At 75.3% G+C, this 16,079-nt stretch carries 14 protein-coding genes; 9 read left to right on the plus strand and 5 right to left on the minus strand.

Annotated elements, in window-relative coordinates; translation table 11 throughout:
• Positions 1–428 precede the first annotated feature (428 nt).
• Together ACLWS4_RS07945 and ACLWS4_RS07950 are read right to left on the minus strand one after the other, a co-directional pair.
• Complete coding sequence (locus ACLWS4_RS07945; protein ID WP_416873639.1) at positions 429–3,236, minus strand: toxin glutamine deamidase domain-containing protein; 2,808 nt, start codon at positions 3,234–3,236, stop codon at positions 429–431.
• A gap of 38 nt (positions 3,237–3,274) precedes the next feature.
• Positions 3,275–3,745 carry a hypothetical protein gene (locus ACLWS4_RS07950; protein ID WP_416873640.1) on the minus strand — a complete coding sequence of 157 codons (471 nt, stop codon included), beginning with the start codon at positions 3,743–3,745 and terminating at the stop codon, positions 3,275–3,277.
• Between the two features lie 252 nt (positions 3,746–3,997).
• On the opposite strand from ACLWS4_RS07950, the gene ACLWS4_RS07955 reads away from it, so the two are divergent.
• Positions 3,998–4,894 carry a hypothetical protein gene (locus ACLWS4_RS07955; RefSeq protein ID WP_074001694.1) on the plus strand — a complete coding sequence of 299 codons (897 nt, stop codon included), beginning with the start codon at positions 3,998–4,000 and terminating at the stop codon, positions 4,892–4,894.
• A gap of 68 nt (positions 4,895–4,962) precedes the next feature.
• Here the strand turns inward: ACLWS4_RS07955 and ACLWS4_RS07960 are convergent, their stop codons facing one another.
• Both ACLWS4_RS07960 and ACLWS4_RS07965 read right to left on the minus strand, forming a co-directional pair.
• The gene (locus ACLWS4_RS07960) at positions 4,963–6,132 is read right to left on the minus strand and encodes an NADH-quinone oxidoreductase subunit D (protein ID WP_074001695.1); all 1,170 of its coding nucleotides are present in this window, start codon (positions 6,130–6,132) and stop codon (positions 4,963–4,965) included.
• Complete coding sequence (locus ACLWS4_RS07965) at positions 6,129–7,145, minus strand: SAM-dependent methyltransferase (RefSeq protein WP_074001696.1); 1,017 nt, start codon at positions 7,143–7,145, stop codon at positions 6,129–6,131. The genes ACLWS4_RS07960 and ACLWS4_RS07965 overlap by 4 nt, the downstream gene beginning before the upstream one ends.
• Positions 7,146–7,310: 165 nt before the next feature.
• On the opposite strand from ACLWS4_RS07965, the gene ACLWS4_RS07970 reads away from it, so the two are divergent.
• The 8 genes from ACLWS4_RS07970 to ACLWS4_RS08005 all read left to right on the plus strand — a co-directional run bounded on the left by ACLWS4_RS07970 (position 7,311) and on the right by ACLWS4_RS08005 (position 15,172).
• Positions 7,311–8,507 (plus strand): sensor histidine kinase, encoded by a 1,197-nt coding sequence (locus ACLWS4_RS07970; protein ID WP_380739296.1) that lies wholly within the window; start codon positions 7,311–7,313, stop codon positions 8,505–8,507.
• A gap of 37 nt (positions 8,508–8,544) precedes the next feature.
• Positions 8,545–9,234 (plus strand): response regulator, encoded by a 690-nt coding sequence (locus ACLWS4_RS07975; protein WP_074001698.1) that lies wholly within the window; start codon positions 8,545–8,547, stop codon positions 9,232–9,234.
• A gap of 103 nt (positions 9,235–9,337) precedes the next feature.
• Positions 9,338–10,282 (plus strand): Rossmann-like and DUF2520 domain-containing protein, encoded by a 945-nt coding sequence (locus tag ACLWS4_RS07980; protein WP_074002121.1) that lies wholly within the window; start codon positions 9,338–9,340, stop codon positions 10,280–10,282.
• Positions 10,269–11,174, plus strand: a complete 906-nt coding sequence (gene panC, locus ACLWS4_RS07985) for a pantoate--beta-alanine ligase (protein ID WP_074001699.1) — start codon at positions 10,269–10,271, stop codon at positions 11,172–11,174. Before ACLWS4_RS07980 ends, panC begins: the two co-directional genes overlap by 14 nt.
• 53 nt (positions 11,175–11,227) lie before the next feature.
• The gene (gene panD / locus ACLWS4_RS07990) at positions 11,228–11,677 is read left to right on the plus strand and encodes an aspartate 1-decarboxylase (protein ID WP_416873641.1); all 450 of its coding nucleotides are present in this window, start codon (positions 11,228–11,230) and stop codon (positions 11,675–11,677) included.
• 15 nt (positions 11,678–11,692) lie between these two features.
• Positions 11,693–13,363: an L-aspartate oxidase gene (locus tag ACLWS4_RS07995; protein ID WP_416873642.1), complete on the plus strand. Its 1,671-nt coding sequence runs from the start codon at positions 11,693–11,695 to the stop codon at positions 13,361–13,363.
• Positions 13,364–13,367: 4 nt separating this feature from the next.
• The gene (nadC, locus tag ACLWS4_RS08000) at positions 13,368–14,336 is read left to right on the plus strand and encodes a carboxylating nicotinate-nucleotide diphosphorylase (RefSeq protein WP_049660205.1); all 969 of its coding nucleotides are present in this window, start codon (positions 13,368–13,370) and stop codon (positions 14,334–14,336) included.
• Between the two features lie 47 nt (positions 14,337–14,383).
• Positions 14,384–15,172, plus strand: a complete 789-nt coding sequence (locus tag ACLWS4_RS08005) for a type III pantothenate kinase (RefSeq protein ID WP_074001702.1) — start codon at positions 14,384–14,386, stop codon at positions 15,170–15,172.
• Positions 15,173–15,179: 7 nt separating this feature from the next.
• Here ACLWS4_RS08005 and ACLWS4_RS08010 read toward each other — a convergent pair whose 3' ends face one another.
• Complete coding sequence (locus ACLWS4_RS08010; RefSeq protein WP_416873643.1) at positions 15,180–16,043, minus strand: hypothetical protein; 864 nt, start codon at positions 16,041–16,043, stop codon at positions 15,180–15,182.
• Between the last annotated feature and the right edge of the window lie 36 nt (positions 16,044–16,079).

Genomic DNA, 16,079 nt, shown 5'->3' on the forward strand with positions numbered 1-16,079 from the left:
GGATATGACGGTCGGACTACATAGATCGCCGCCGGCCTCGCCTCTCTGCGCACGAGAAGTCGACTCCGCCGACTTCCTATGCAGCACCTGGTGAACCTCGACCTGGCCGGCCCGATCGCGCACAGGAAGTCGGCCGGGCCGACTTCTCGCGCGGGCTACCCCCGGTTCCCGTGTGGCGAATATGGCGACCGGTCTACAGATTTCTCCGCAGAAGGGGTGTCGAGTGCGGCTGCGCAGGAAGTCGGGCGGGCCGACTTCCTGCGCGGGGTGTGGGGTACGGGTCAGGAAACGAGGTGGCAGGGGGCGGGTCAGGCGGCGGGGGTGCGGCTCAGGAGGCGAGGTGGCAGGGGGCACGACGTCCGGCTGCGCAGGAAGTCGGGCGGGCCGACTTCCTGCGCGGGGTGTGGGGTGCGGGTCAGTGGCGCAGGTCAGGCGGCGGGGGTGAGGGGGAGGGGGCGGCCTTCGGGGGTGAGGGCGATGGCCCAGAGGCCGTGGGTGGCGGGGTGGAGGGGGGTGGGGGCCTGGCGGGCGAGCTGGTGGTCGAGGTAGGTGACGGCGTCCTGGTGGTTGACGGCGTTCCAGGCGTGCGGACGGCCGTAGGCGTCGAGGGTGAGGAGCACCGCCTGGGAGCCGTGGCCGGCGCGGCGGAGGTCGTCGGTGAGGCGGTCGAAGGCCGGGGCGCCGTCGCCCAGGTCCCGGAAGGGGGCGCCGAGTTCGCGTTCGGCGCGGTCGCGGCCCCCGCGTTCGCCGGCGTCGCCCTCGGTGGGGATGCGCGGGGCCGCGCAGGTGGGGCGGCCGGTGTAGCACTCGACCGCCGAGAGGGCGATCTCCAGGCTGTTGTTGGCCCGGCCCGGTTCGCGGTGGCCGCCGTCGTTGACGGCCTCCGCCCAGCCGCCGGCGGCCGGGTCGGGGTGGCGGGCGGGCAGGCCGTCCGCGTCCCGGGGGGCGCGGCGTTCGAGTTCGGCCTGGTGCTCCGGGTCGACCGGTGCGAGCCCGCCCGGCAGGCCGTACGGACGGCTGTCGGCGATGCTGCGCGGCCGGAACGCCGGATCCTCCGGCTGGGCTCCGCGCCGGGCGCGCAGGGCGAGTTGGAGGGTCATCGCGTGGGCGGTCGCGACCGGGACCGCGCCCCAGGCGAGGGTCGGGTCGGCGGGGACCGCCGCGTTCTCCCGCCGTCGGGCCTCCACCGGGTGAGCCTCGGGGCGTCCGATCACCGGGGTGGTCCCGACGACCGGGGGTGCGGCCGGGGAAGGCGGCGCGGCGTGGACCGGCGGCGGTCCGACGACCGGGTGCGGCGCCGCGCCGACCGGGGTCCGGGCCACCGGCGCGCCGGTCGGCGGCCCTCCAGCGGCCGGACCGCCGACGGCCTGCCCACCGCCCACCACGCCGCCGGGGCCGCCTGGACTGCCGGTCGCCCCCGCCCCGACGCCGCTGCCGAACGGGGCCGCCACGTTCGCGGGTCCGCCGCCGGTGCCCGCCAGCGGCCCCGGCCCGACGGTGGCGACCGGACCGGCCGCCTGGTACGTGCCGTACCCGCCGCCGTACGCCGGGGTCCCGAACTGCCCGGGCACCCCGACCGGCCGGACCGCCGAGGGGGTCTCCGGCGCCGGGCCGTACGCGGGTCCTCCGGCGGACGGTGCGGTGACGGGCGCGGTGGCGGGCGCGGTGGCGGGCGCGGCCGGAGCGCTCACCGAGTCCGTCCGTACGGCCACCGGCCCGCCCGTACTCCCGCCGCTGTGCGAGGCGGCCGCGGGCGCCTGGAGCGGGTAGTCCCCGTCCGACCAGCCCGCCGACCCGCCGCTCTGCCGGGCCGGCGCGGCAATGGCCGGTGCCGGCGGTGCCCAGTCACCGCCGCCCCCACCGCCCGTCGCCCGGTGCTGCCCCGGCGAGCCCCCGGCCGCCACGGAACCGCCCGCCGACGCGCCCACGGGAGCACTCGCCGCGCTCGCCACGTCCGGCGCGCCGACGACCGCCCCCGGGTCCGCCACCGCGACCGAGGCCACCGTCACCGCGCCCGGCACCGTCGGCACCGTCGGCCCGTCGGGCGCCGCACCCGCGAGCGGCTTGTCGCCACCCGGCCCGACCGCCGACGGCCCGACCACCCCCGGCCCGTCCGCCCCCGGTGTCAGCCCGGCGAGCGGCACCCCGCGGAGCGCCTTGCCGTCCTCGTCGGTGAGCACCGGCTGCCCGTGTTCGTCCAGCCGGACCGCCAGGTCCGCCACCCCGACCACCGGCTTGCCGTCCGGCCCCGGGACGACCAGCAGCCCGGTGGCGTCGGCCACCGGCGTGCCGTCGGCGCGGAGGATGACCGGCTGCCCGTCCGGGCCGAGGACGGGCTTGCCCTGCTCGTCCACCTTGACCGTCAGCCCGGGCACGCCGACCAGCGGCTTGCCGTCCTTCCCGGCGAGCAGCACCAGCCCGGAGCCGTCGGCGCCGAGCACGCCCGGTTCGCCGAGGGCGGCGGGCAGCCCGGCGGCGAGCGGGTCGAACGCGCCGTTGCGGTACGAGGCGGCGGTGACCTCCGTCCCCGGCGTGCTGCCGAGCTTCAGCAGGGCGACCGCGGCCGGCTCCTCGAGCACGCCGGACAGGGCGTCCTTCATGGCGCGGCCGAGTTCGGCGAGCAGTCCGCCGATCTTCAGCGCGGCGGTCTCGACGGCGACGGCCGCCACCCCCGCCGCGACCTGCTCGGTGGCGGCGTTCTCCACCGTGGCCGCGAGGCCGCCGACGGCCTTCCGCAGTCCGCCGGCCACCCCGTTCCCGACCACCTCGCTCCCGGCCACCCCGTTCCCGGCCGGGTCGCCGCCGGTCGCCGCCGCGGCGATCTTGCCGGCCGCCTCCTTGGCCTTGGCCGCCTGCTCCTCGGCCTGCCGGAGTTCGGCGGCGAGCTGCCGCAGGGTCGCGATGATCTCGGCCTTGCAGGTGTCCACGGCCCGCGCGGACGTGTCGAAGGCCCCGGCGACCAGCCCGACCGCGCTGTGCGCGTCGTCCAGGTGGCCCTTGCCGCCGCCGCTGAAGGCCTGCCAGTACGCGCCGAAGGCCTCGACCGCGTGGCCGGAGTTGTCGGCGGTGACCCGCCGGACGGACTCGCCGCAGCGGCGGGTGAGCCGGTCGGCCTCCTTGCCGAACTCGCGCCAGACTCCGGCGGCCTTGCGCAGGCCCTCCTCATCGGCCTGCGGCCACAGCCGGCCGGTCCGGGCCAGCACCGGGACCAGTTCCTCGGGCAGTTTCCGGGACACGCGCTTCCCCCTTCGAGCCGGGCTTCGGGCCGGGTCCGTCAGACCGACATGTCCTTGGGGACGGCGGGCACCACCCCGGGGGTTGCCCCCGGCACCCCGGGAACTCCCGCGACCCTCGGCACCGCCACGCCCGGCACCGCCGACGCCCCAGAAACGCCCGGCACCGCCGTCGCCCCGAACCCGCCCGCCGCCGCGCTGTCCGCGTCCGCCGTCCGCGCGGCCATCGTGTGCAGCCCGGCCCCGACCCCGGCCACCCGCCCGGCCAACCCCCGCAACCCGCCGACGAGTTCACCGCGCGCCTGCCCGTACACGGTGGCGAACCCGCTGCCCGGCTGGTCCGCGCCCCAGGGGGCGCCGAGCGCGGCGAGGCCCTGCTCCAGGGCGGCGACGGCCTTCGTCAGTTCGCCGCCGAGCTTCTCGAACTCCCGGCCCTCGCCGTGCAGTTCCCACGGCTTGAGGACGAACTCCCCGCCCGCGCCGCCGGACGCCCCGGTGCTGCCGCCTGCCATCCCCGTACCTCCCCGTAGCGGTCCCGTCGCGGACCCCGCCGCGGACCGGCCGCCATCCTAGGCGCGCCCCCGGGCCCGCCCGCAGCGCCCGACGGACCTCTTCACCCCGCCTTCACCCCGGCCGACCCCGCCACCACCGACCCCGCCCCGTGCTCCGCCGGGCCCCGCCGCAAACCCGCCCCGACCCCGCCACCGACCCCGCCACCGGTCCCGCCACCGCGCTCCCGCCCCCGAAAGCTCTACCCTTGCCGGGTGGCACCAGCAGAAACGTCCAAGAAGAAGTCCAAGGCGAAGCCCAAGGCCTCCCCCGCCCCCGTCGACCTCGCGATGCCGAGCCTGCGCCGCGAGATCCCGCGCGACGAGGTCCCGCTGGACTTCGCCCGCGCCTGGGTCGAGTTCGCCGACCCCGCCGACGAGGAGCAGGTCTTCCGCTGCGACCTCACCTGGCTGACCTCCCGCTGGTCCTGCGTCTTCGGCCAGGGCTGCCACGGCATCCGCGAGGGCCGCGGCGAGTCGGACGGCTGCTGCACGCTGGGCGCGCACTACTCGGACGAGGACGACGAGAAGCGCGTCCTGGGGCACGCGACCCGGCTGACCCCCGAGCTGTGGGAGAACTTCGCCGAGGGCACCGACGCCAAGGGCCGGATCGTCTCCGACGGCGGCATCACCATGCTGGACGAGGACGGCGACCGCCAGACCCGCCGGGTCGGCGGCGCGTGCATCTTCGTGAACAGCCCGGACTTCGCGGGCGGCGCCGGCTGCGCCCTGCACGCGCTCGCCCTCAAGGAGGGCCGCGAGCCGCTGGAGACCAAGCCGGACGTCTGCTGGCAGCTGCCGATCCGCCGCACCTACGACTGGATCGACCGCCCCGACGACACCCGCTACCTCCAGGTCACGATCGGCGAGTACGACCGCCGCGGCTGGGGCCCGGGCGGCCACGACCTGCACTGGTGGTGCACCGGCGCCCCGGCGGCCCACCAGGGCGCGGACGCGGTGTACGTCAGCTACCGCCCCGAGCTCACCGAGCTGATGGGCCGGAAGGGGTACGAGGTGCTGGCCCGGCTGTGCGAGGAGCGGATCGCCACCAAGGGCGACCGCAAGGTGGCCCCGCACCCGGCGGACCCGGTCAGGAAGTCCAAGAAGGACTGACCCGCCCCCCGGTGCCCGCCCCACGCGGCGGCACCGGCCCACCGCCGGCACCGGCCCCCGGCGCTGGCCTACTTGTCGATGTCCCCGACCACGAAGAACATCGACCCCAGGATCGCCACCATGTCCGCGACCAGCGTCCCCGGCAGCAGCTCGGTGAGCGCCTGGATGTTGTTGAAGGACGCCGACCGCAGCTTGAGCCGCCACGGCGTCTTGTCGCCGCGCGAGACCAGGTAGTAGCCGTTGATCCCGAGCGGGTTCTCGGTCCACGCGTAGGTGCTGCCCTCGGGTGCCTTGAGCACCTTGGGCAGCCGCTGGTTGACCGGGCCGGGCGGCAGCGTGGCGAGCTTGTCGAGGCAGGCGTCGGCGAGGTCGAGCGCGTTGAGGGTCTGTTCCAGCAGGCACTCGAAGCGGGCCAGGCAGTCGCCCTCCTCGCGGGTGACCACGGTGAGCACCTGCCGCAGTTCCTCGGAGCCGTACGCCAGGTACGGCTCGTCGCGGCGCAGGTCGAGGTCGAGGCCGCTGGCCCGGGCGATGGGGCCGCTGACGCCGTACGCCTCGGCCTGCGCCCGGGTGAGGACGCCGACCCCGGCGGTGCGGGCGCGGAAGATCTCGTTGCCGAGGACGAGGTCCTCGAAGACGGGCAGCTGCGAGCGCACGGTGGCGACGGCGGTGCGGACCCGGCCGAGCCAGCCGGCCGGCAGGTCCTCCTTGAGGCCGCCGACCCGGTTGAACATGTAGTGCATCCGGCCGCCGGAGGCCTCCTCCAGCACGTGCTGGAGGTCCTCGCGGCCGTTGAAGGCGTGGAAGACCGGGGTGATCCCGCCCAGCTCCAGGGGGTACGAGCCGAGGAACATCAGGTGGTTGAGCACCCGGTTGAGTTCGGCGAGCAGGGTGCGGACCCAGACCGCCCGCTCCGGGACCTCCATGCCGAGCATCCGCTCGACGGCCATGACGACGCCGAGTTCGTTGGAGAAGGCGGAGAGCCAGTCGTGCCGGTTGGCCAGCATGATGATCTGCCGGTAGTCACGGGCCTCGAACAGCTTCTCCGCGCCCCGGTGCATGTAGCCGATCACCGGCTCGGCGCTGACGATCCGCTCGCCGTCCAGCACCAGCTTCAGGCGCAGCACGCCGTGGGTGGCCGGGTGCTGCGGGCCGATGTTGAGCACCATGTCGGTGGTGCCCGCCGCGCCGGTGAAGTTCTCGGCTCCCGCCCCGATGCCGACCGTGGTCTCCCTCATGCCCCCAGAGTCTGCCATCCCGGCAGGCCCGCCAGGCTCACCGGTTCCGTCATGCGGACGGCCTGCACCAGCCACCCGAAGGCGCCCAGCCCGCCCGGGTCGGTCAGCTCGGCCCCCTCCCCCGCCCCGCTGAGCGCCCGCAGGTAGCCGACGGGGTCGCTGGTGGCCAGCGCGAGCGCCGGGCGCCCGCCGCTCACGCCGAGCGCCCGCAGCGCCTCCCGCTGCGTTGTCCACAGGCTGTGGAGACCGGGCACGGCGACGGAGTCCAGCGCGACGTGCGCGGTGACGTCGCAGGAGCCGTCCGGCACCGGCGCCACCTCCCGGCCGTCCCGGAATCCGGCGTACGTGCCGAACGGCGGCCGCCGCCCGGCGGTGTGCCCGTAGTCGACGGCGACGGCCAGGCCGCGCTCCAGCCCGGCCACCGCCCGCGCCCAGGCGGCGTCCCGGGGGCCGCCGAACTCCACCGCGTCGCCGGGCTCCGCGACCGGCCACCAGCGGCCGGCCCAGGCCGCGTCGGCCGCCGAGACCGGCTCGCCGAGGCGGGTCCCGCCGGTCGCGGTGTCCACCTCGACGTAGCGCAGCACCCCGTCCTCGTCGACCTCCCCGGCGTCCAGCGGGACGTTGTCCAGCCACTCGTTGGCGAACAGCAGCCCGGTCACCCCGCGCGGCGGCCGGTCCGTCCACAGGGCTGTGGACGGCAGGCCGGCCGGGCGGTCGGCGACCTCCACGCCGTACGGGCGCAGCCGCGCCAGCACCTCCGCGGGCAGTTCGGCCAGGACGCCGGTGAGCAGTTCGCCCCGCCCGGCCCCCATGTCGACCAGGGCCAGCTCCTCCGGACGACCGAGGGCCTCGTCAACCTCCAGCAGCAGCCGGGCCACCGCACGGGCGAACCTCGGCGAGGCGTGCACGGAGGTGCGGAAGTGGCCGGCGGGGCCCTCCGGCCTGCGGTAGAAGCCCTGCCCGGGGTCGTACAGGGCCCGTTCCATGGCGGGCGCCCACCGCATCCAAGTCATGGGGCTGGACGCTACCCGGCGCCCGGTCGACCCTCCCCATCGGATCGGGTGCTTCTCCGACCTACGGAGTAGGGCGGATCGCCCTACCGGCGGACCTGGGCACACGGAGCGACTGCCTACGCTGGACACGTGCATCGACTCAACGCCTGGCTCCGCCGTCACCCCATGGTGGTCGACGCCGCCTGGGCGGCGATGGTGCTCTTCGCCGGCCTGGTGCCGAACGACGGCCCGATCGACGACGGCTGGCGCTTCGACGTCTCGCTCGCGATCGCGGTGGTGCTGCCGCTGCTGATGGTCGTCCGGCGGCGCTTCCCCGACCTCACGGTGTCCGCCGCCGCCGCCATCGGCGTCGGCCAGGTACTCGTGGACATCTCGCCGGCCGGCTCCTCGATCGCCTACCTGGTCTTCGCCTACACCGGCGCCGCCTTCGGCCAGAAGTGGATCTCCCGGCTGGCCCTGACGGCCGGCCTGGCCTCCGGGCCGCTGGTGTTCTGGCAGATGATGCCGGTGAAGACGGTCTTCGACCGGGCCGGCGACGCCCACACCCGCCCGTACACCTTCGGCGAGGCGGCGCTGATCACGCTGCTGATGAGCACGCCGTTCATCCTCTGCTGGGCCTGGGGCCGGCTGACCAGGGTGCGCCGCGCCTACCTGACCGAGCTGGAGGACCGCGCCGCCCGGCTGGAGCGCGAGCGGGACGCCCAGTCCAAGGTGGCGGTCGCCGCCGAGCGCGCCCGGATCGCCCGCGAGCTGCACGACGTGGTCGCGCACAACGTCTCGGTGATGATCGTCCAGGCCGACGGCGCCGCGTACGTGCTGGACAACTCCCCGCAGCAGGCCAAGGAGGCGCTCGGCACGATCGCCTCCACCGGCCGCCAGGCGCTGGTCGAGATGCGCCGCCTGCTGGGCGTGCTGCGCACCGCCGACACCAAGGCCGAGGAGTACGTGCCGCAGCCGGGCGTCGAGGAGCTGCCGGAGCTGCTGGAGCAGGTCCGCACCGCCGGGCTCGACGTGGACTACGCCACCTCCGGGCACCCGCGCGAGCTGCCGCGCGGCGTCGAGCTGACCGTCTACCGGATCGTCCAGGAGGCGCTCACCAACGTCCGCAAGCACGGCGGCCCCGACGCGCACGCCCGGGTCGCGGTCGACTTCGGTGAGCGCGAGCTGGCCGTCCTGGTGGAGGACGACGGGCGCGGCAGCACCGACGAGCACCTGGCCGCCGGCGGCGCGGACGGCCTCGGCCACGGCCTGATCGGCATGCGCGAGCGGGTCGGCATGGTCAGCGGCAGCCTCGACGTGGGCCCCCGCCCCGGCGGCGGCTTCCGGATCCGCGCCGTCCTGCCGCTCAAGGCGGCCCACTAGCCCCGTCCGCCGTCCACCCCCTCCAAGGAGTCCCACCTTGACCATCCGCGTGATGCTCGTCGACGACCAGGAACTGCTGCGCACCGGGTTCCGGATGATCCTCCAGTCGCAGGGCGACATCGAGATCACCGCCGAGGCGGGCGACGGCGCGCAGGCCCTGGAGCAGCTGCGGCGCACCGAGGTGGACGTGATCCTGATGGACGTCCGGATGCCGCGGCTGGACGGCGTGCAGGCGACCCGCCGGATCTGCCTCGCCGAGGACGGCAGCCCGCTGCCGAACGCCCCCCACGTGCTCATCCTCACCACCTTCGACCTGGACGAGTACGCCTTCGCCGCGCTCAAGGCCGGCGCCAGCGGCTTCCTGCTCAAGGACGTCCCGCCGACCGAGCTGGTGGCCGCGATCCGCGCGGTGCACGGCGGGGACGCGGTGGTCGCCCCGACCACCACCCGCCGGATGATCGACCGCTTCGCCGAGGTGCTGCCCACCCCGCAGAGCGCGCCCGGCTCGGACGTCCTCGGCCCGCTGACCGAGCGCGAGCGGGAGGTGTTCCTGCTGGTCGCCCAGGGCCTGTCGAACGGCGAGATCGCGGCCCGGCTGGTGCTCTCCGAGGCCACCGTGAAGACCCACGTCGGCCGGATCCTGGCCAAGCTGGGGCTGCGCGACCGGGTCCAGGCCGTGGTGCTGGCGTACGAGGCCGGGCTGATCCGGGCCGGGGCCGGCGACTGAGCCGCTTCGGCGTCCGGGCGCCCCCGTAGACTGGGGCGGTACGTCCGGTACCCGTGGAGCGGACTGGAACGGTCATTCAGGACAAGGCAGGACAAGGGTGGACGTGAATCCGTCCGACTTCGCCGACCAGGCTTTCGGCGACCCAGGCGACCCCGGCAACCGCCCCGCCCGGCTGGCCGTCGGCGTGGTCGGCACCGGCCGGGTCGGCCCCGCGCTGGGCGCGGCGCTCCAGCTCGCCGGGCACACCGTGGTCGCCGCCTCCGGGGTCTCCGCCGTCTCCCGCCGCCGCGCCGAGGCGCTGCTGCCGGGCGTGCGGATCGTCACCCCGCCGCAGGTCCTGGCCGCCGCCGACCTGGTGCTGCTGACCGTCCCGGACGACGCGCTGGCCGACCTGGTGGCCGGGCTGGCCGCCACCGGCGCGGTCCGCCCCGGCCAGCTGGTCGTGCACACCTCCGGCGCCCACGGCGTCGCCGTCCTGGAGCCCGCCACCCGGGCCGGGGCGCTGCCGCTGGCCCTGCACCCGGCGATGACCTTCACCGGCACCTCGGTGGACCTGGCCCGGCTGGCCGGCTGCCCGTTCGGCGTGACCGCCCCCGAGGAGCTGCGGCCGGTCGCCGAGGCGCTGGTGGTGGAGATGGGCGGCGAGCCGGAGTGGGTGCCCGAGGAGGTCCGCCCGCTCTACCACACCGCCCTCGCGCACGGCTCGAACCACCTGGTCACCCTGGTCGCGCAGGCGATGGAGCTGCTGCGCTCGGCCGGCGTCGCCGAGCCCGGGCGGCTGCTCGGCCCGCTGCTGGGCGCCGCCCTGGACAACAGCCTGCGCTCCGGTGACGCGGCCCTCACCGGCCCGGTCGCCCGGGGCGACGCGGGCACCGTGCGGCGCCACCTGGCGCAGCTCAGTACGGTGTCCCCGGACATCCCGGCGGCCTACCGGGCGATGGCCCGCGCCACCGCGCAGCGGGCGCTCGCCAACGGAACCATCGACGAAACGTCGGCGGCGGCACTGCTGGACGTACTGAACGAGGAGAGCACTGATGGCACGCGGTAAGCAGCCGAACAAGCCCCAGCGGACGCCGAAGGTCCACCGGGCCGTCGTCACCCGCACCGTGGACGACTTCGAGGCCGCGTTCTGGCCGGACGAGCAGCCGGTCGACAACGCCGTCGTGATGACCATGGGCGCGCTGCACGAGGGCCACGCCGCGCTGATCCGGGCCGCCCGCAAGCAGGTCGGCCGCGAGGGCCGGGTCGCGGTGACGGTCTTCGTCAACCCGCTCCAGTTCGGCCCGGGCGAGGACCTGGAGCGCTACCCGCGCACCCTCGACGACGACGTGCGGCTGGCCGAGGAGCACGGCGCCGACGTGGTCTTCGCGCCGTCCGCCGAGGAGGTCTACCCGAACGGCGAGCCGCAGGTGCGGATGGCGGCCGGCCCGATGGGCGAGCGCTTCGAGGGCGCCACCCGGCCCGGCCACTTCGACGGCGTGCTGACCGTGGTCGCCAAGCTGCTGCACATCACCGACCCGGACTTCGCCTTCTTCGGCGAGAAGGACGCCCAGCAGCTGGCGATCATCCAGCGGATGGTCGCCGACCTGGACTTCGACGTCGAGATCGTCGGCGTGCCGACCGTCCGCGAGGAGGACGGCCTGGCGCTGTCCTCGCGCAACCGCTACCTCTCGGCGGAGGACCGCGAGCACGCGCTCGCCCTGTCCAAGGCCCTGTTCGCCGGCCGGGACGCCGCCGCGCAGGGCCCGAAGGCCGTCCGCGAGGCCGCCTCGGCCGCCCTGGACGGCGCCGAGGGCGTCACCCTGGACTACCTCGCCCTGATCGACCCGCACGACTTCTCCGAGGCGGCGGACGACTTCCAGGGCGAGGCGGTGCTGGCCGTCGCCGCGAAGGTGGGCCCGACCCGCCTGATCGACAACGTCCGCATCATCGTTCGGTAGTACCGCAGTAAGAACCCCCTTCAGGCATGCACTCACAGGAGGCGTGACCCGCAATGCTCCGCACCATGCTCAAGTCCAAGATCCACCGGGCCACCGTGACCCAGGCCGACCTGCACTACGTGGGATCCGTCACGGTGGACGAGGACCTGCTCGACGCCGCCGACCTGCTCCCCGGCGAGCTGGTCCACATCGTCGACATCGACAACGGCGCCCGGCTGGAGACGTACACCATCGCCGGCCCGCGCGGCTCCGGCGTGATCGGCATCAACGGCGCCGCCGCCCGCCTCGTCCACCCGGGCGACCTCGTCATACTCATCGCCTACGGGCAGATGGACACGGCCGAGGCCAAGGGCTACGAGCCGAAGATCATCTTCGTGGACGGGCGGAACCGGATCACCGGCCTGGGCGGGGACCCGGCGGAGGCCCCGGAGGGCAGCGGACTGCTCCGGGGTGACAGGGCGTACGGTGACGGCAACGGCGCGGCCGACGCCGTCTCGCGCTGAAGGAGCCAGCCACCCATGTCCACGCACCGCCTCACCGCACCGGCCCCCGGCTGGACCGCCGCCACCGACGTGGTCGTGGTCGGCTCCGGGGTCGCCGGCCTCACCGTCGCGCTCAACGTCCGCAAGGCCGGCCTGCGGGCCATGGTGGTCACCAAGGCCGTGCTGGACGAAGGCTCCACCCGCTGGGCCCAGGGCGGCGTCGCCGCCGCCCTGGGCGAGGGGGACACCCCCGAACAGCACCTGGACGACACCCTGGTGGCCGGCGCCGGCGTCTGTGACGAGGAGGCCGTCCGCACCCTGGTCACCGAGGGCCCGGACGCCGTCCGCCGGCTGATCGCCACCGGCGCCCTGTTCGACCGGGGCGAGGACGGCGAGGTCCTGCTGACCCGCGAGGGCGGCCACCACCGCCGCCGGATCGTCCACGCGGGCGGGGACGCGACCGGCGCCGAGATATCGCGCGCCCTGGTCGCCGCCGTCCGCACCGACCCGGGCATCGAGCTGATCGAGCACGCGCTCGTCCTCGACCTGCTGACCGACGCGGCGGGCCACGCCGCCGGGCTCACCCTGCACGTGATGGGCGAGGGCCAGCGCGACGGCGTCGGCGCCGTCCGGGCCCGCGCGGTGGTGCTCGCCACCGGCGGCATGGGCCAGGTCTTCTCCGCCACCACCAACCCGGCGGTCTCCACCGGCGACGGCGTGGCCCTGGCCCTGCGGGCCGGCGCCGCCGTCACCGACCTGGAGTTCGTCCAGTTCCACCCCACCGTGCTCTGGCTCGGTCCGGAGGCCGAGGGCCAGCAGCCGCTGGTCTCCGAGGCGGTCCGCGGCGAGGGCGCCCACCTGGTGGACGCGGACGGCGTCCGCTTCATGGTCGGACAGCACGAGCTGGCCGAACTCGCCCCGCGCGACATCGTCGCCAAGGCGATCACCCGGCGCATGCAGGAGCAGGGCGCCGAGCACATGTTCCTGGACGGGCGGCACTTCGGCGCCGAGATGTGGGAGCACCGCTTCCCGACCATCCTCGCCTTCTGCCGCGCCAACGGCATCGACCCGGTCACCGAGCCGATCCCGATCGCCCCGGCCGCGCACTTCGCCTCCGGCGGCGTCCGCACCGACCGGCACGGCCGCACCAGCGTCCCCGGCCTGTACGCCTGCGGCGAGGTCGCCTGCACCGGGGTGCACGGCGCCAACCGGCTGGCGTCCAACTCGCTGCTGGAGGGCCTGGTCTTCGCCGAGCGGATCGCCGCCGACCTGGCGGGGCTGCACGCGGCCGGCGACCTGCCCGAGCGCGCGGTGGACGTCGCCGCCGCCCGCGCCGCGCAGCCCGTCCCGCTGCCCCCGTCGGAGGCGCGCGCCGAGATCCAGCGGCTGATGTCGCGCGGCGCGGGCATCCTGCGCTCCGCCGCGTCGATGGCCGACACCGCGGCCGGACTGGCCCTGCTCGCCGAGCAGGCCCGCTCCCACGTGGCCGAGGAGAAGCCGGCCGACCCCCGGGTGGAGACCTGGGAGGCCGCCAACCTGCTGCTGGTCGCGACCGCCCTGGTCGCGGCCGCCGCGCAGCGCGAGGAGACCCGCGGCTGCCACTGGCGCGAGGACTTCCCCGAGCGCGACGACGCCCACTGGCGGCGCCACCTGATCACCACCCTCGCCGCCACCGGCGGTCCCGTCAGCACCCCTGAGGAGCAGTAGAACCATGACCCACTCCCACGAGGAACTCCCCCTGGCCGACCAGGGCGGCTGCGGCGACGGCTGCGCCTGCGGGGACGGCGAGGGCTACGAGACCGGTCTGGACCCGCAGCTGGCCGAGCTGCTGGAGCAGGCCGGGCTGGACCCGGTCGAGGTCGAGGACATCGCCACCCTGGCGCTCGCCGAGGACCTGGCCGGCGGCGAGGACGTCACCTCGGTGGCGACCGTGCCCGCCGAGGCCGTCGCGACCGCCGACTTCACCGCCCGCCAGGCCGGCGTGGTGGCCGGCCTGCGGGTCGCCGAGGCCGTCGTCTCGCTGGTCTGCGAGGAGGAGTTCGAGGTCGAGCGGCACGTCGAGGACGGCGACCGGGTCGAGGCCGGCCAGGTGCTGCTCTCGGTCCGCTCCCGCACCCGCGACCTGCTGACCGCCGAGCGCAGCGCGCTCAACCTGCTCTGCCACCTGTCCGGCATCGCCACCGCCACCCGCGCCTGGGCGGACGCCCTGGAGGGCACCGGCGCCGTCGTCCGGGACACCCGCAAGACCACCCCGGGCCTGCGCGCGCTGGAGAAGTTCGCGGTGCGCTGCGGCGGCGGCGCCAACCACCGGATGGCGCTCTCGGACGCCGCGCTGGTGAAGGACAACCACGTGGTCGCGGCCGGCGGCGTGGCCGAGGCCTTCCGGGCCGTCCGGGCCGCGTACCCGGAGCTGCCGGTCGAGGTCGAGGTGGACACCCTGGAGCAGATCACGCCGGTGCTGGAGGCCGGGGCGGACCTGATCCTGCTGGACAACTTCACCGTCGGTCAGCTGAAGGAGGCCGTCGCGCTGGTGGCCGGCCGGGCGAAGCTGGAGGCCTCCGGCGGTCTGACCCTGGCCAGCGCGCGCGAGGTCGCCCAGACTGGTGTCGACTACCTGGCCGTGGGCGCGCTCACCCACTCCTCGCCGATCCTGGACATCGGCCTGGACCTGCGCGCCTGACCGTCAGGTCGGCCGCAGTCCCGTCCCGACTCGCAGAAAGCGTCCCCGTGCTCCTCACCATCGACGTCGGCAACACCCAGACCACGCTCGGCCTGTTCGACGGCGAGGACGTGGTGGAACACTGGCGGATCTCCACCGATCCGCGCCGCACGGCCGATGAACTGGCGGTGCTGCTGCAAGGGCTGATGGGCAGCCACACCGCGGTGAAGGAGGCCGCGGTGGAGGGCCTGGCGATCTGCTCGTCCGTCCCCGCCGTGCTCCACGAGCTCCGCGAGGTGACCCGCCGCTACTACGGCGACGTCCCCGCGGTGATCGTGGAGCCCGGCGTGAAGACCGGGGTGCACGTCCTGATGGACAACCCCAAGGAGGTCGGCGCCGACCGGATCGTCAACGCGCTGGCCGCGAACCACCTGTACGGCGGCCCGTGCATCGTGGTCGACTTCGGCACCGCGACCACCTTCGACGCCGTCAACGCGCGCGGCGACTACGTCGGCGGCGCGATCGCCCCCGGCATCGAGATCTCGGTCGAGGCGCTCGGCGTCCGCGGCGCCCAGCTGCGCAAGATCGAACTGGCCCGCCCCCGCAACGTGATCGGCAAGAACACCGTCGAGGGCATGCAGTCCGGCATCCTCTACGGCTTCGCCGGCCAGGTCGACGGCCTGGTCGAGCGGATGGCCCGGGAGCTCGCCAAGGACCCGGACGACGTCCAGGTGATCGCCACCGGCGGCCTGGCCCCGCTCGTCCTCGGCGAGGCCGGCACCATCGACGTGCACGAGCCCTGGCTGACCCTGATCGGCCTGCGCCTGGTGTACGAGCGCAACCGCCCCGCCAGCTGAGCGGCGCTCAGCTGCCGGGCTTCGGGAAGGCCGGCAGGGTGACCGGACCGGTGACCACCGAGTCCGGCCCGTACGTCGAGGCGGCTCCGGGGGCGGGGGTGACGACCACCCCCATCACCGGGCCCTTCGGCAGCGCCGCCACGACCTTCTTCCAGCGCGGGTCCTTCACCACCGCGGTGAGCTGGTCCGGCGTCAGCGGCGGGTCGGTCCGGGTGATCGGCGTGCCCTGATCCAGCGGCTTGCGGTTCCACTCCTGGAGCAGGATCTCGTAGCCGGTCCCGGTCAACGTGGCGGACCAGGTCTTGGAGCCGGCCGGCTCGCCGGGACGCGTCCCGGCCTGATAGAGGGTCAGGTGCTCGCCGCCCGGGAGGTCGGTCTCGCTGCAGGCGTCGCCCGGAAGCGGGCCCAGGCAGCCGGGCTCGACGCCGTTGCGCATGATCCAGAACAGGTACTGGACCGGGCCGTTCCCGTCGTCCAGCACCAGCCGCAGCTGCGGGATGTCGCTCTCGGTCCCCCGGGCCTCGCCGACCTGCACCGTCCCCGGGGGCAGGAGCTCGGTGAGCATCCGCTGGAACTCGGCGCCGGAGACCGGCTGGCCCACGGCCGCACCGGAGGAGACCGAGCTGGCGGACGTCGGGCCGAGCCCGGGCAGCAAGCCGCCGATCCCGGCCGCGCCCACCCCGACCAAGGCCAGCGCGGCGACGCCCGCCACGGTGCCGATCCGCCGCCTGCGGCGCAGCCGCCGCCCGTACGACCAGCCGGTGTCGACCAGCGGGCCGGGTTCGGCGTCGTAGGCCTCGCCGGCCCGGCCGAGGGCCTCGGTGAAGGCCCGCTCGAACCGCTCCTCGGGCCCGTCGTGCTCTGCGGACATGCTGAACCAACCTCTCTACCAAGTGGGTTGACGTGA

It is taken from the genome of Kitasatospora sp. SC0581, assembly GCF_048159585.1.
Lineage (GTDB): Bacteria > Actinomycetota > Actinomycetes > Streptomycetales > Streptomycetaceae > Kitasatospora.

Coding starts and splice junctions, on each gene's coding strand:
- ACLWS4_RS07950 (WP_416873640.1), bottom strand. CDS start 3,745: ATGGCAGGCGGCAGCACCGGGGCGTCCGGCGGCGCGGGCGGGGAGTTC.
- ACLWS4_RS07960 (WP_074001695.1), bottom strand. CDS start 6,132: ATGAGGGAGACCACGGTCGGCATCGGGGCGGGAGCCGAGAACTTCACC.
- ACLWS4_RS07965 (WP_074001696.1), bottom strand. CDS start 7,145: ATGACTTGGATGCGGTGGGCGCCCGCCATGGAACGGGCCCTGTACGAC.
- ACLWS4_RS07970 (WP_380739296.1), top strand. CDS start 7,311: ATGGTGGTCGACGCCGCCTGGGCGGCGATGGTGCTCTTCGCCGGCCTG.
- panC (WP_074001699.1), top strand. CDS start 10,269: ATGGCACGCGGTAAGCAGCCGAACAAGCCCCAGCGGACGCCGAAGGTC.
- panD (WP_416873641.1), top strand. CDS start 11,228: ATGCTCCGCACCATGCTCAAGTCCAAGATCCACCGGGCCACCGTGACC.
- ACLWS4_RS07995 (WP_416873642.1), top strand. CDS start 11,693: ATGTCCACGCACCGCCTCACCGCACCGGCCCCCGGCTGGACCGCCGCC.
- nadC (WP_049660205.1), top strand. CDS start 13,368: ATGACCCACTCCCACGAGGAACTCCCCCTGGCCGACCAGGGCGGCTGC.
- ACLWS4_RS08010 (WP_416873643.1), bottom strand. CDS start 16,043: ATGTCCGCAGAGCACGACGGGCCCGAGGAGCGGTTCGAGCGGGCCTTC.